This is a genomic window from Stenotrophomonas sp. NPDC077461, assembly GCF_049545475.1.
Classification (GTDB): Bacteria; Pseudomonadota; Gammaproteobacteria; order Xanthomonadales; family Xanthomonadaceae; genus Stenotrophomonas; species Stenotrophomonas nematodicola.
On sequence record NZ_JBMWDO010000005.1, the window covers coordinates 174,684 to 187,852 of the forward strand.

General features: G+C 67.7%; 10 protein-coding genes and 1 pseudogene. 7 read left to right on the top strand and 4 right to left on the bottom strand.

Annotated elements, in window-relative coordinates; translation table 11 throughout:
* The 6 genes and pseudogenes from ACPEH8_RS11085 (at position 1) to ACPEH8_RS11110 (ending at position 4,619) form a co-directional block, all read left to right on the top strand.
* Positions 1 to 549 carry a GTP-binding protein gene (locus ACPEH8_RS11085; protein ID WP_026070530.1) on the top strand — a complete coding sequence of 183 codons (549 nt, stop codon included), beginning with the start codon at positions 1 to 3 and terminating at the stop codon, positions 547 to 549.
* Positions 542 to 955 (top strand): annotated as a pseudogene (locus tag ACPEH8_RS11090) (roadblock/LC7 domain-containing protein); the annotation flags it as partial. The gene ACPEH8_RS11085 and the pseudogene ACPEH8_RS11090, both read left to right, overlap by 8 nt.
* Positions 956 to 1,005: 50 nt before the next feature.
* Positions 1,006 to 1,365, top strand: coding sequence for a hypothetical protein (locus tag ACPEH8_RS11095; RefSeq protein WP_017354579.1), 360 nt, complete (start codon positions 1,006 to 1,008; stop codon positions 1,363 to 1,365).
* A 183-nt stretch (positions 1,366 to 1,548) separates the two neighbouring features.
* Positions 1,549 to 3,261: a bifunctional isocitrate dehydrogenase kinase/phosphatase gene (aceK, locus tag ACPEH8_RS11100; protein WP_423666754.1), complete on the top strand. Its 1,713-nt coding sequence runs from the start codon at positions 1,549 to 1,551 to the stop codon at positions 3,259 to 3,261.
* 101 nt (positions 3,262 to 3,362) lie between these two features.
* On the top strand, positions 3,363 to 3,488 hold the full coding sequence (locus ACPEH8_RS11105) for a hypothetical protein (protein WP_267873512.1): 126 nt from the start codon (positions 3,363 to 3,365) through the stop codon (positions 3,486 to 3,488).
* A 237-nt stretch (positions 3,489 to 3,725) separates the two neighbouring features.
* Entirely contained in the window at positions 3,726 to 4,619 is an 894-nt protein-coding gene (locus tag ACPEH8_RS11110) for a TonB-dependent receptor (protein WP_017354582.1), read from the top strand.
* Positions 4,620 to 4,634: 15 nt separating this feature from the next.
* Here the strand turns inward: ACPEH8_RS11110 and ACPEH8_RS11115 are convergent, their stop codons facing one another.
* From ACPEH8_RS11115 to ACPEH8_RS11125, 3 genes are all read right to left on the bottom strand, one after another.
* Positions 4,635 to 6,212, bottom strand: a complete 1,578-nt coding sequence (locus ACPEH8_RS11115; RefSeq protein ID WP_313217286.1) for a sensor domain-containing diguanylate cyclase — start codon at positions 6,210 to 6,212, stop codon at positions 4,635 to 4,637.
* 193 nt (positions 6,213 to 6,405) lie between these two features.
* Entirely contained in the window at positions 6,406 to 7,422 is a 1,017-nt protein-coding gene (locus tag ACPEH8_RS11120; protein ID WP_017354584.1) for a cupin-like domain-containing protein, read from the bottom strand.
* 19 nt (positions 7,423 to 7,441) lie between these two features.
* Complete coding sequence (locus tag ACPEH8_RS11125) at positions 7,442 to 10,447, bottom strand: TonB-dependent receptor (RefSeq protein ID WP_423666757.1); 3,006 nt, start codon at positions 10,445 to 10,447, stop codon at positions 7,442 to 7,444.
* Between the two features lie 423 nt (positions 10,448 to 10,870).
* Here ACPEH8_RS11125 and ACPEH8_RS11130 point away from each other — a divergent pair, with 423 nt between their 5' ends.
* Positions 10,871 to 12,142: a sugar MFS transporter gene (locus ACPEH8_RS11130; protein WP_051008551.1), complete on the top strand. Its 1,272-nt coding sequence runs from the start codon at positions 10,871 to 10,873 to the stop codon at positions 12,140 to 12,142.
* A gap of 6 nt (positions 12,143 to 12,148) precedes the next feature.
* Here the strand turns inward: ACPEH8_RS11130 and ACPEH8_RS11135 are convergent, their stop codons facing one another.
* Positions 12,149 to 13,156 (bottom strand): LacI family DNA-binding transcriptional regulator, encoded by a 1,008-nt coding sequence (locus tag ACPEH8_RS11135; RefSeq protein ID WP_017354587.1) that lies wholly within the window; start codon positions 13,154 to 13,156, stop codon positions 12,149 to 12,151.
* Between the last annotated feature and the right edge of the window lie 13 nt (positions 13,157 to 13,169).

The following is a 13,169-nucleotide window of genomic DNA, read 5'->3' on the forward strand; positions in this document are numbered from 1 at the left end:
GTGCGCGAACACAAGATCGTGGTGCTCGGGGCGATGGGCAGCGGCAAGTCCACTCTGGTGCGTGCCATCGCCGCCGGCGCGGTGGTGGACACCGACGTGCACAACAGCGACCGCGCCGGTGCCGACAAAGCGTCCACCACGGTCGCGATGGACTATGCGGACATCGACCTGCCCAACGGCGATCGCCTGCGTCTGTACGGTACGCCGGGGCAGCAGCGGTTCGACTTCCTGTGGCCGATCCTGCTGCAGGGTGCCAGCGGCGTGGTGCTGCTGCTCGACGCCACCGACCCGGCGGCCGCCACCGCACTGGGCGCCTATCTTGACGTGCTGCAGCAGCATGCCGCGCAGGTCCCGGCAGTGGTCGGGCTGACCCGCCTGGATCTGGCCCCGGCGTGGGAGCTGGACACCTGCGCGCTGCAGGCCGGCCGCGGCGGACGCCTCCTGCCGGTGGTGCCGGTGGACGCGCGCGACCGCGAGGACGGCCTGCGCCTGATGGATGTGCTGATGAGCGAAATGGAAGCCTGCGAACTGGTGGCCGCGCATGCCTGACGGTCGCGACGTCCACCCCGTGGATGCACGCCAGCGCGAGGCGCTCGGCTGCCACCTGCAGGCCTTCTGCAACGATATCGACGGCGTACGCAGTGTGGTGCTGGCCAGCGTGGATGGCTTCGCCGTGGTTCCGGGCGCCGGCACCCACGGCAACGGCGAACGGCTGGCCGCCATGACCAGCGCGATGCTGGCGCTGGCCGGTGCGGTGGGCCGCGAGCTGGCGCTGGGGGAACTGGAAGTGCTGATGCTTGAAGCGGGTGGCGGCAAGGTGTTGATGCTGGCGCTGCCCAGCCAACCGGCGCCCCTGTTGCTGATGACCGCCTGCGACCAGCGCTGCGTGGTCGGCAAGGTGCTTTGGCGCGCCAAGGAATGTGGCCGCAACATCGTGGCCGAACTCAGCGGATCACGAGCCGATCCGCAGGGGCACATGGGGCTCGACAACCAACGGGGTGCAACATGGCAGGACTCGATCAGACCTTGAGCGCGCTGATGACCATTGATGGCGCGCAGGCGGTGGCACTGGTGGACTACGAAAGCGGCATGCTGCTGGGCGAGGCCGGCACCGGTGTGGACATGGAGGTGGCAGCGGCCGGCAATACCGAGGTGATCCGCGCCAAGATGAAGACCGCCGCCTCGCTCAACCTCAACGACACGATCGAGGACATCCTGATCTCGCTGGGCCGCGCGTATCACATCCTGCGCCCGGTCGCGAAGCAGCAGGGGTTGTTCATCTACCTGGTGCTCGACCGCGGCAAATCCAACCTGGCTCTGGCCCGGCGCAAGGTACAGGACGTGGAAAGCCAGCTCGCGCTCTGAGTTCCCTCCGCCGCCGGCCGGGGCAGTACAGCGGCCGGCGGCGCTTCGCGTCGCACCCGCCGCGTGTCGTGCTTCTTCGCCGCCCACCATGCATTCCGCGCAGGCCTGCCGTAAGGTAGACGGCAGACCACCGGGGTGTGCCTGCATGCGCAACGCTGTCCGTCCTTGCCCTGCCGCGTCGCGATGAACGTGCCGGCATCGGCCTTGGCTGTCCTCATCCGCGACGGCTTCGAGGCCTATCACGCGCGCTTTGCGACGATCACCCGGCGCGCGCGCAGCCGCTTCGAGCAGCGCGACTGGACCGGCGCACGCCAGGACGCTGTTGAACGCATCGGCCTGTACGACATCTGCATCGCCGAGACGATGGCTGCACTGCGACGTGCCGCCGGAGAGGCTGTCGGGACCCGGGCCGTGTGGCTGGAGGTGCGGCAGGCCTATGCGCTGCTGGTGGATGGGCTGATCGACGCCGAGCTGTACAAGACCTTCTACAACACCCTGGCCCGGCGCCTATTCGCGACCGAAGGCGTGGACGCGGCGATCGAGTTCATGGCGATGGATGTGGAGCCGTCCGACGCGATTACCCATCCGGTCGCGCGCCACAGCTACACGCTGTCGCCCACGCGTCCGGCCGAGGCGATCCTGCGGGTGCTCGGCGACTACCCCTTCCAGGTGTCCTATGCGCACCAGCTGCGCTGTGCAGCGGCCATCGCGGTGCGCCTGCAGGATGACCTGGCCCACTGGGGTGACTATCCGGTGCGCAGCATCGAGCTGCTCGACACCGTGTTCTACCGCGAGCGCCGCGCGTATCTGGTCGGCCGTGTGTTCGGCGAGCACCGCTTTTCGCCCTGCGTGATCGCACTGGTCAACGACGGCCAGGGGCTGCGTGCCGAAGCGGTGCTTACCCGTCGGCGCGATGTGGCCCACCTGTTCGGGGTCTCGCGCAGCTACTTCCAGGCCGATCTCGCCACGGTCGGCGATGCGGTGGTGTTCCTGCGCAGCCTGCTGCCGGCCAAACCCATCGACGAGATCTACACCGTGCTTGGCCGCGCCAAGCAGGGCAAGACCGAGCGTTACCGGACCTTCCAGCGGCACTTCCAGGAGCACCCGGAGGAGTACCTGGTACATGCCGATGGCACCCCCGGCATGGTCATGTCGGTGTTCACCCTGCCCAGCTATCCGCTGGTGTTCAAGCTGATCCGCGACCGCTTTGCCTGGCCCAAAACACTCACCCGGCACCAGGTTGAAGAGAAGTACGCGCTGGTATTCAACCTGGACCGGGTGGGGCGCCTGCTCGACGCACAACCCTACCGCCATCTGCGCTTCCCGCGCGCGCGGTTCTCGCCGGCATTGCGCGAGGAACTGCTCACCCAGTGCGCAGGCAGCGTGCACGAGGACGGCGACGCGCTGGTGATTGCGCTGTGCTACGTACAGCGGCGCTTCCGCCCGCTCAATCTGTACCTGCGCGAGCAGCCGGCCGACGCGCGTCGCGCCGCCGCACTGGACTACGCGCAGGCCATCACCGACATGGCCCGCAACAACATCTTCCCCGGCGACATGCTGCCGAAGAACTTCGGCGTTTCCCGGCATGGCCGCGCGGTGTTCTACGACTACGACGAGGTCTGCCTGGTCAGCGACTGCCACTTCCGCCACTGGCCGGCGCCGCGCAACGCCGAGGAGGCGATGGCGGACGAACCGTGGTTCCATATCGCACCCAACGATGTGTTCCCCGAGCGCTTCTGGATGTTCATGGGCCTGGCCGCCCCGGAGCTCGCGGCGGTGCGCGAACACCATGCGCACCTGTTCGATCCGGCGTGGTGGCAGGGCCTGCAGCAGCGCTTCGCGCACAACGACTATCCGGATACACCGCCCTACGCGGCCGCATTGCGGCTGGCGTGAGCGGCGGTGTCACCAGACGCCGGCACGGGTTGCAGGGCTCTTATCCCGCCTCCGCGTGGTGCGCTGTCCCGGCCAAGTGAAGCGCGCCGGTGGAACTGGGCATGCGCATCAACGGTGAGGTCGATGTCGCTGCCGATGGGCGTATCGCCGGATTGCGGATCGACGATGAGAAGAAGGTCTCACCGACCGTGCTGGGCAGGGTGCGCTGCCTCCGCCCCGCTGCTTGAGCCGGATGGCACGGTGCGCGAGGCGATGGTCGAGCAGGTCAATCTGCGGCTGGTCGGGGGCGAACGGGAGATGCGCGAGGTGCGCGAGACGTTCGCCAAGGCGGCGCTGCCGGCCACGCGGCCTGGATGGCGGTGTGCAGGGACAGATTGCTGCCGCGCGCATCGGCTGGGCCGCAGTGCGCATCCGTGTGCGGTGCGGTAGGCTTCGGCCCATGTCTGGGACAGGGAGTCGCGCACATGTGGAATCCGCATCGCGGAGGGCGCTGCCCGCGCCTGCTGTGGCTGGTACTGCTGGTGGGAGGGCTGTGCACGGGTACCGCACCCGCCGCGCCGTCGACGCCACCTGCGGGCGAACAGCTGGAAGTCAGCATGCTGCTGCGCGGCGCGTTGGATGTCAGCGCCAGCGGCGCGGTGGAAGCCCTGCACCTGGGCGATGAGCGCCAGGTGCCGCCGGTAGTGGCCGGGTTCGTCCGCCGTGCGGTCGCCGGCTGGCGGTTTGATCCCTATCTGCAGGAGGGCCAGCCCCGTGCGATCCGGATACCGCTGATCCTGCGGGTGGTCGGCACGCCGCTGGATGACGGCAACCTGCAGATCGCCCTGCGCAGCGCCAGTTTCCAGAACTACGACCCCAACGACCCGACCCGGCTGACGTGGCAGAACGCCGCTCCGCCGCTGTATCCCGGCGGCGCCGGCATGTTTGGCGTCAATGGCGATGCGTATGTGCTGATGCGGGTGGGGCGCGACGGCCGCGTCCAGGACGCGATCGTGGAGCAGGTGAACATGCGCGTGCGAGCCTCGCCGCGTCGCCTCGCCGCCTACCGCAAGCAGTTCTCGCGCAATGCGCTGGTGGCCGCGCGCACCTGGTCGTTCCGGGTGCCTACCGAGGGCGAATCCCGGGATGCGCCGTACTGGCTGGTGCGGGTGGGCGTGCGTTACGACGTCAAGGGCGAAGGCGAGCAGTTCGCACGCTGGTATCCCTACCTGCCGGGTCCGCGCCACCGCCCCACGTGGACCGATCCGGCCACGCTGCTGCTGGCCGCCGACGCCCCGGATGCGTTGCCTGCCGATGGCAGCCTGTACCAGGCCGGCCAGCGCGGACCGGTGCTGCGTACGCCGCTGGGCGGCGGCTGAGGCCGCCGCGGAGCCTCAGGCACCCCGGCCGTCGGGGTGCACCACGGTACGGTCGCGGCCCTGTTCCTTGGCCATGTACAGCGCCTTGTCGGCCAGACGCAGGGCCTGCAGCGGGTCTTCGTGGAAGGTCGGGTAATGGGCCACCCCGAGCGAGACGGTCACCGAGCCGACGTGCTCGAACACCTCGGCGGCAATCCGCCGACGCAGGCGCTCGGCGAACTGCGCGGCGGCAGCGGTGTCGATGCCCGGCAGCAGGATCAGGAACTCCTCGCCGCCGTTGCGGCACAGCAGGTCGGTCTCGCGCGAATCGGTGCGCATGAGCTGGGCGATGCGCAGGATCACCGCATCGCCTGCCGCGTGCCCGAACCGGTCGTTGATCGTCTTGAAGCGGTCGATGTCCATCGCGATGATCGCGAACGACTGCCCGCGCAGCTGCCAGTCCTCCAGCCCCTGCTGCAGCCCACGGCGGTTCTGCAGGCCGGTGAGCGGGTCGGTCATGCTGGCGCGGCTGAGCTTGCCGATGCGGTCCTGCAGCAGGTTGAAACTGGAGAGCAGCGCGGCCTTGAGCTGCGCGACCTCGTAATACCAGGCGCGGATGCCGGTAACGTGGCGGATGGCGATGCCGGTGTCGCGGTTCTGCACGTTGCGCGCGAGCTGCCACAGCGGCAGCGAAATGCGCCGCGCGAACCACCAGGTGATCAGCAGTGAGAGCACGCCCAGCGGGATCGCATTCCAGATCACCGAGGTCATCAGGCGCGACAGCGGTGCCAGGGTGGCCTCGGCAGGCCGCTGCGCCACCACCCCCCAGCCCACGACCGGGACCGGCGCGTAACCGGCCAGCATCGCCACACCGTGGCTGTTGCGCACCTGCTGCGCGCCCGAGTGGCCCTTGCTCACCGCGTGCACCACCGGGTTCTCCAGCGCGAACTGGCCGACCCGGCCGGGTTCGACGTGGTACAGGATGCGGCCATTGCGATCGACCACATACAGGTAGGAGCCGTCGCGGTAGTAGTGCTTGCCCAGCAGAGTCTGCAGGATGCTGCGCTGGCGCAGGTAGATGGTGCCGCTGACGTAGCCCTGGTAGTGTCCCTGCGCGTTGAAGATGGGGTGGGAAATGGCGACCAGCAGGCGTCCGGTGGCGGACTGGTAGGGATCACTGATGAAGGGCTCGCGCCGCGCCAGTGCTTCCTTGTTGCCCGGACTGCGCAGCAGCACGCCCTGCAGCGCCAGGCTCTGCGGCGAGGTGGCCAGCACGGTGCCGGCAGCGTCGACGATCAGCACCGAGTTGAAGGAATTGGTCTGCAGCTGCAACCGTGCGGCTTCGGCTTCCAGTGCGCTGCGGTCGTGCGGTTGCTGGCCCAGCGTGGTGGCGCTGTAGGCCAACTGCTGCTGCGCGGACTGGATGAAGTTCTGGGTGGTTTCCGCCAGCTTGCTGGCATATACCCGGTTGGCTTCCAGGGTATTGCCGATCAGCTGGTCGCGCTGCACGCGGTAGCTGGCATGCAGGGTATTGGCCAGCGCGATCAGCGCACTGAGCAGGGCCAGGGCGAGGATCAGCTTGCCGAGGTTCAGGCGGGTGGACAGCGGGCGCATTCGTTACATGGAAACCGGCAGGTGCTGCACCTACCCGGATTACGGAAGGAACGGCAACGATGAAGCGGTCAGGAGCGCAGCTCTGCCCCCGGGCGGCAAACAGATCACGGCGCGGATTATCACGGATTCCCCGCCGATGTGGGTGAAGCGGTGCTGGACCTGACGCAGGTGGCGGGCAACGCCTGAGGCGCGGCTAGCGCTCCAGACGTCGACGCAGCACGTTGCGCACCGCCTCGGCGGTGGCCGGATCGAGCTCGCCGAGCACACCGCGTACCGCCGCCGGGATGTGGGCGGTCGTCGCTTCGTCGGCATCGAACACGTAGTGGTCGAACAGAGCGCGCCAGTGCGCGCGCTGCGCCGGTGGCAGTGGGCGCACCGCCAGCAGCGCCAGCATCAGCGCGTTCATCGGCGCATCCGTCCACGCCGGTACGGGCCGCCACCAGCTGTTGACCAGCACGTTGAACGCGTCCAGCCCTTCCATGTGGTGCCACCACAGCGAGGGGATGTACACCGCATCGCCCGGCGCCAGTTCGGCGACCTGGGCATGCGCCATTGCATCGGCGAAGCGCGGAAAGCGGCCCAGGTCCGGTGCGGCGAAATCCACCAGGCTGACCGCCTGGCCCGCGGGAGTGAAATCGAGCGGGCCGATGTAGAGATTGTCTACCTGGTCAGGCGGGAACAGAGTAACGCGACGGCGGCCGGCGGCCACGCAGGCCAGGTTGTCGGGCACGTCCTGGTGGGCGGCGATGCGCGAGCGGTTGCCGATCCAGATGCTGGCCAGTGGATCGTCCACGCCCAGTGCCAGCGGGTTGTCGGCGGCAAAGCCGGGCAGGAAGGTGTCCAGCGTAGTCGATGCGACGTAGATCGACGGCGGCGCGGGATCAGGCAGGTACTTGAGCAGGGTGTCCAGCACCACGCGCAGGGGAATCTGTTCGCGGCGGAAATTGAAGCCGCTCATGTCGGGGTTGTAGAAGATCCGGCCGCCTTCCGACGGTGCCGCGGTGGTGGCCGTCACTGCCAGCCGGCCGTGGTCGAACCGCTTGAGGTAGTCCACCGCCGCCGTTGCCGATTGACGTGCGGCGGCCACCATCGGCCAGTGCGCGACCAGTCCGCGCAGCACCTTCGGCGTGGTCCAGCCGGCCAGCCGCGCCGGCAGCTGGTCCGGCGCGACATCGTGCAGTTCCTCGATCAGGCCGTGGGCAACGGGCATGCGCGGCGGGGGTCCGGGGTCAGAACTTGTAGCGTACCCCGAACATGTAGCGCGGGCCGGTCTGGGTGGCGTAACGCAGCATGTTGGTGTGGCGCGAGTACGTGCGCATGGTTTCGTCGGTCAGGTTGATCGCTTCCAGGCTCAGGGTGAGCTGGTCACTGAGCGCGTAGCTGATATTGAGGTCGAGCTGCCCGTACGCGTCGGTGTAGTTCGGGTTCGGGCCCTGCCCACCGATGCCGTTGAGGAACGTGTCGCGCCAGTTGTAGGCCGCACGCACCTGCCAGTTGTACTTCTCGTAGAACAGCACCAGGTTGGCCGAGTCGCTCAGGCCGATCATCGGGTACTGGTCACCCAGACTCAGGTTGTTGAAGGTCAGGCCGGATCTGACCTTGGTGTAGTTGGCGGCCAGGCCGAAGCCGGTCTGCCCGAACACCTGCTGCACGCTCAGTTCCCAGCCATCGAGATGGTCCGAGCGCTGGTTGGCCGGCAGGGTGATGTCGAACCCGGCGACCGGGTCGCCGGGCTGGCCGACGATGGTGCCGGTGAGCTGGCCGGCCGAGTTGGTGCCGGTGGCGGTCACGCCGGGATCGCCGTTGTGGTGGGTGAAGATGTAGTCGCGGATGCAGGGCATGTCGGTGACCCCGCAGCCCGCGGCCAGCGCCTCGTTCCAGTAGGTGCCGCCGACCGGCGTGTGCAGCCCCGCGCTGTCGTCGCGCACGATGGTGTTGCTGATGAAGTTCTTGATGTTCTTGCGGAAGAAACCGAGCGAGGCGTAGCTGGACTCGCCGTAGTACCACTCCAGCGACAGGTCGAAGTTGTCCGACAGCAGCGGTTCCAGGCCCGGATTGCCGCGCGACCCGGTGCCACCCTGGGTGCGCACGATGTTGTCGAAGCGGCGGCCGCTGTCGATCTGGGTCCAGCCCGGGCGACCGATGCTGCGGCTGTAGCTGCCGCGCAGCGCCAACGTGTCGCTCATGTCCAGCTTGAGGTCCACATTGGGCAGCACGTAGTCGTACTTGCCCTTGCCGCCGATGAAGGTGCCTTCGGCGGCATAGCCCAGATTGAACTCGTTGGCCGAGCCCCAGTTGATGCTGGTCGGCACGCGCACCAGCGCGGTCGACTCCACCTCGGTCTGCTCGTAACGTACGCCGGCCGCCACATGCAGCGGCATCGACCCGTCGAAGGTGGTGCGGTACTGCAGGTAGGCGCTCCTGGAGGTTTCGGTGGTGCGGATGTCTTCGGTGTACTCGGTGGGCGCCAGGTAGCAGGTGGGGCAGGGCGGCTCGCCGTTGGCCGCGATCTGGCCGGCGCGCTCGCGGAGGCGATCGAAGTCGAACACCAGGAACTGTCCGGTCAGGCGCGGATCGCGGTGGCCGGAGAACGCATTGAAGTACCGGGCCATGTCATCGGCGTACCAGATGCTGTCGTCGTAGTCGGCCGGGCTGCCCAGGCCACCCCAGCTGTCGCGCTGCATGATCGCCGAGGCCGAGCGGTTCTCCACCCGGGTGTGGCCCACGCCGAAGTCCAGTGCGGAATAGTCGGCGAACCTGAACGTACCGCGCCCCTGGTACTGCTGGACCTTGGACTTGTTGTAACTGTTCTGGAACACCGAGCCGGTCACCAGCGCGTCGGACGCTTGGACGCCGCCAGGCGGCAGCGCGATGTTGATGATCGGCAGATCACCGCTGTAGTCCACCGTGGTCTTGCCGCGCACGAAAGCGGCCACGCCGAGCACGCCGGCCGAGCCGTAGGGGCTGTTGGGCTTGGACTCGGCGGTGGAGTTGTGGACATCGAAGGACAGGTCCAGCGCGTCGTTGACTGCCCAGTCAACGTTGAAGCCGAGCGAATCCATCGCGTTCTTCGTGGCCAGCTTCATGCCGCCCATCGATACGTCCGAGTTGACCATGTCCTCGCTGTAGATGATCGGTGCCGACACCGGGCCATTGGTCCACGTACTGTCGCCGGGCCCGTAGTTGAACCACACCGACAGCTCGCTGCGCTGCTGCTGCACCTTGTTCTCGACATGGGTGTAGTCCAGCGTGGTGGTGATGTTGTCGGCCGGTTTCCACTGCAAGGTGGCCTGCCCGTTGGTGCGCTGGCGCTGCACCCCGTTGACGTTGTAGGCGGTGTTCTGCGGGCGTGCATATACGTCGGTTGGGCCCGGCCGGTTCTGGATGCGGTCCGAATAGCCCTGGCCTGGCTGCGGCAATGCGCGCCAGTCGGTGCTCTCGTTGCCGTAGAACGTGGCCCAGCCCTCGGCCACGGTGGCCTGGTTGAAGCCTGAATCACGCTCCTGGTGGCTGGCGCTCAGCGCCACGCCGAAACGCCCGTCGGCGTATGTCTGGCTGAAGATGCCTGACAGCTCGCCAGTCACGTTGGCGCCCTGCAGGGTGCGCGGCAGGTTGTCGTTGGAGCTGTCGTTGACGGCCTTCAGGCCCAGGCTGATCACCGGCTCGGATTCGAGCGGGCGCATCGTTTTGATGTTGATGGTGGCACCGATGCCGCCGGTCGGGTTGTCGGCGCGGGTGGTCTTGTAGACCTCCACCGCCGAAATCGACTCGGAGGCGATGTTGGCGAAATCGAACGACCGCGAACCGGACAGGCCACCGCCGCCGTTGCCGAGGTTGGAGGACGGCATCTGGCGGCCGTTGAGCAGCACCAGATTGAAGTCCGGCCCGATGCCGCGCACGGTCACTTTGGAGCCCTCGCCGCTGGAAGTGCGGTCGATCGACACACCGCTGATGCGCTGCAGCGATTCGGCCAGGTTGGTGTCGGGGAATTTGCCGATGTCCTCTGCGACGATGCCATCGACCACGCCCTGGCTGTCACGTTTGAGATTCATTGACGAGGTGAGGCTGCCGCGGATGCCGGTGACCTGCACGGTGTCCAGCGTGGTCGGATCCACATCATCGGCGGCGGCGCGCTGGCGGTCGGGCGGGTCCTGCGCCCAGGCCGGGCCGGCCAGGGCCGCGAGCAGCGCGGACGTGAGCATCGCTTTGCGGGGTACGGCCTTGTACGTCTTCATTGGAAGCTCCCTCCCCAGGGAATCGGTAATGGCGGTCTGACGGCGTCTTGCACGGTTCAACGGCACACCCGGCCGGATTGGAGCCACGGTTGACAGCGTTGTCAACAAACGGACGCATCCGCCGCACCGCCGGCCGCATCCGTGCCGCTCCCGGGCTTGCTGCATTCAGCGCGACGCAAGGGCGTAAAACATGGCAGTGCAGGCCGATAGCTGCATATTTCGCAGGACGTGTCGCGCTGGATTCAACGGGAGCGGATTGTGGTGCAGTGCAGAATGAAACTGCGCGGGGCACGCGCAGACCGCTGATCGCACGTCCGGCCGGATGACTGACCGGTTGTCTGACAGCGCTGGACATCCTTGACCGGACCATGTTCCATGTGTGGCCGCCGCGTGGCCGGCGTTCCCAACCTGGAAGGACATGCAATGGACACTTCTGCTGCCGTTCGTGGGCAACATGTGCAACGCAATGGCGTAGCACTGGCGGTCGTGACCGCCATCTTCTTCATGTGGGGTTTCCTCACCTGCCTCAATGACATCCTGATCCCGCACCTCAAGGCCGCCTTCGCGCTGACCTGGGTGCAGGCGATGCTGGTGCAGTTCACCTTCTTCGGTGCGTACTTCCTGATGTCGCTGCCAGCCGGCCGCCTGGTGGCCGCCGTCGGCTACAAGCGCGGCATTGTGGCTGGCCTGGCCATTGCCGGGCTGGGCGCCCTGCTGTTCTGGCCGGCTGCGCATGCCCACGTCTACGGTCTGTTCCTGGGGGCGCTGTTCGTCCTGGCCACGGGCATCACGGTGCTGCAGGTGGCGGCCAATCCGTACGTGGCGCTGCTGGGCCCGGAACGCACCAGTTCCAGCCGGCTGACCCTGGCGCAATCGATGAACGCGCTGGGCACCACGCTGGCGCCGCTGTTTGGCGGGCTGCTGATCCTGTCGGCCGAGCCGCGCACCGACGCGCAGCTGGCGCTGCTGCCGCAGGCCGAAGCACTGGCCTACCGCGTTGCCGAGGCGCAGTCGGTGCAGGTGCCGTACTTCGGGCTGGCGGTGGCGCTGTTCGTCCTGGCCGCCGCCATCTGGATGTTCCGACTGCCCACCATTCCCGGTGTGGAGGAGGGGGCGGGCCAGGGCCGGCTGCGCGATGCGCTGCGCCATCCGCACCTGCGCTACGGCGTGCTGGCGATCTTCTTCTACGTCGGCGCCGAAGTCTCCATCGGCAGCGTGCTGGTCAACTTCCTGTCCATGCCCGGCATCGGCGAAGGGCTGACCGAGCAGGAAGCCACCCGTTACGTGTCGCTGTACTGGGGCGGTGCGCTGGTCGGGCGGCTGGTGGGCACCGTGCTGCTGGCGCAGATCGATCCGCGCCGCCTGCTGGGGCTGTTCGCGCTCGTGGTGATGGGACTGCTGGGAGTCACCATGCTGGCCGGCGGCGGGCTGGCCAAGTGGGCGGTGGTGAGCATCGGTCTGTTCAACTCGATCATGTTCCCGACCATCTTCGCGCTGGCCATCGCGCGCCTGGGTGCATTGACCGGTCAGGGGTCGAGCCTGCTGGTGATGGCCATCGTGGGCGGCGCGGTGGTGCCGCTCGCGGTGGGCTGGGTGGCCGACCACCACGGCCTGCAGCTGTCGTTCCTGCTGCCGCTGCTGTGCTACCTGTACATCCTGTTCTACGCCTGGCGTGGGTCGCGGCTCACCGCGTGATCCCGCTCAGCGCCGTCGCGGCGCACGGGTCGATTCGCGGATCAGCACCGCATGGTCCACCGTGACCATGCGGCCGCCTTCGGGCGAGCGGATGCGTTCGATGAGCTGTTCGGTGGCGAGCTGGCCCATCGCCGAGGTCGGCTGCCGCACGGTGGTCAATGCCGGGTAGATGTGACCAGCGATGGGCGTGTCGTCGAAGCCGCAGACCGACAGGTCGCGCGGAATGCGCAGGCCGCGCTGGCCGGCCACACGGAATACCGCAGCGGCCATGTCGTCGTTGGCGGCGAAGATCGCGGTGGGCGGCGGGTCCAGATCAAGCAGCGCATTGGCCGCCACCACGCCAGACTCGAACGAGAACTCGCCATTCACCACCAGCGTGGGGTCGTAGGCGATGCCGGCATCCTTGAGCGCCTTGCGATAGCCGGCATGCCGCCACTGGCAGGCGCCATGCGCGCGCGGCCCTTTGATGTGCGCGATGCGCCGATGGCCCTGTGCGACCAGATGGCCGATCAGCTCGACCACGGCGGTGGTTTCGTCCATGCGCACGCCGATGCGGCCGTCCGGGTGGCGCGGTGCGATGCTGGTGAAGGGAATCTCGTGCTCTTCCAGATAGGACAGCACTACCGCGTCGTCGGTCAGTGGCGGAATCAGCACCACGCCATCCGGGCGCGAGTTCTCGAACAGCGCAGCGAGGTCGGGCAGGGTCGTCCGGCCGGTGCCGACCGGCCCCAGGATCAAGTTGTAGTGATGGGCGTGGCACGCCTCCAGCATGCCGTTCTGGATCTCCATCAGGTAGTTGCGCGACGGATTGTTGTAGACCAGCGCCAGCGCATACGAGCGCTGCCCCGCCAGGCTGCGCGCCGACAGGTTGGGCTTGTAGCCCAGCCGCGCGACGGCCGCCAGCACGCGGTCACGTGTTTCCACGCGCACGTTCGGCTCGTTGTTGAGCACGCGGGACACGGTCTTGATCGAAACGCCCGCAACCGCGGCGACATCCTCGATACGACTACGCATGGTGCGGGAGATC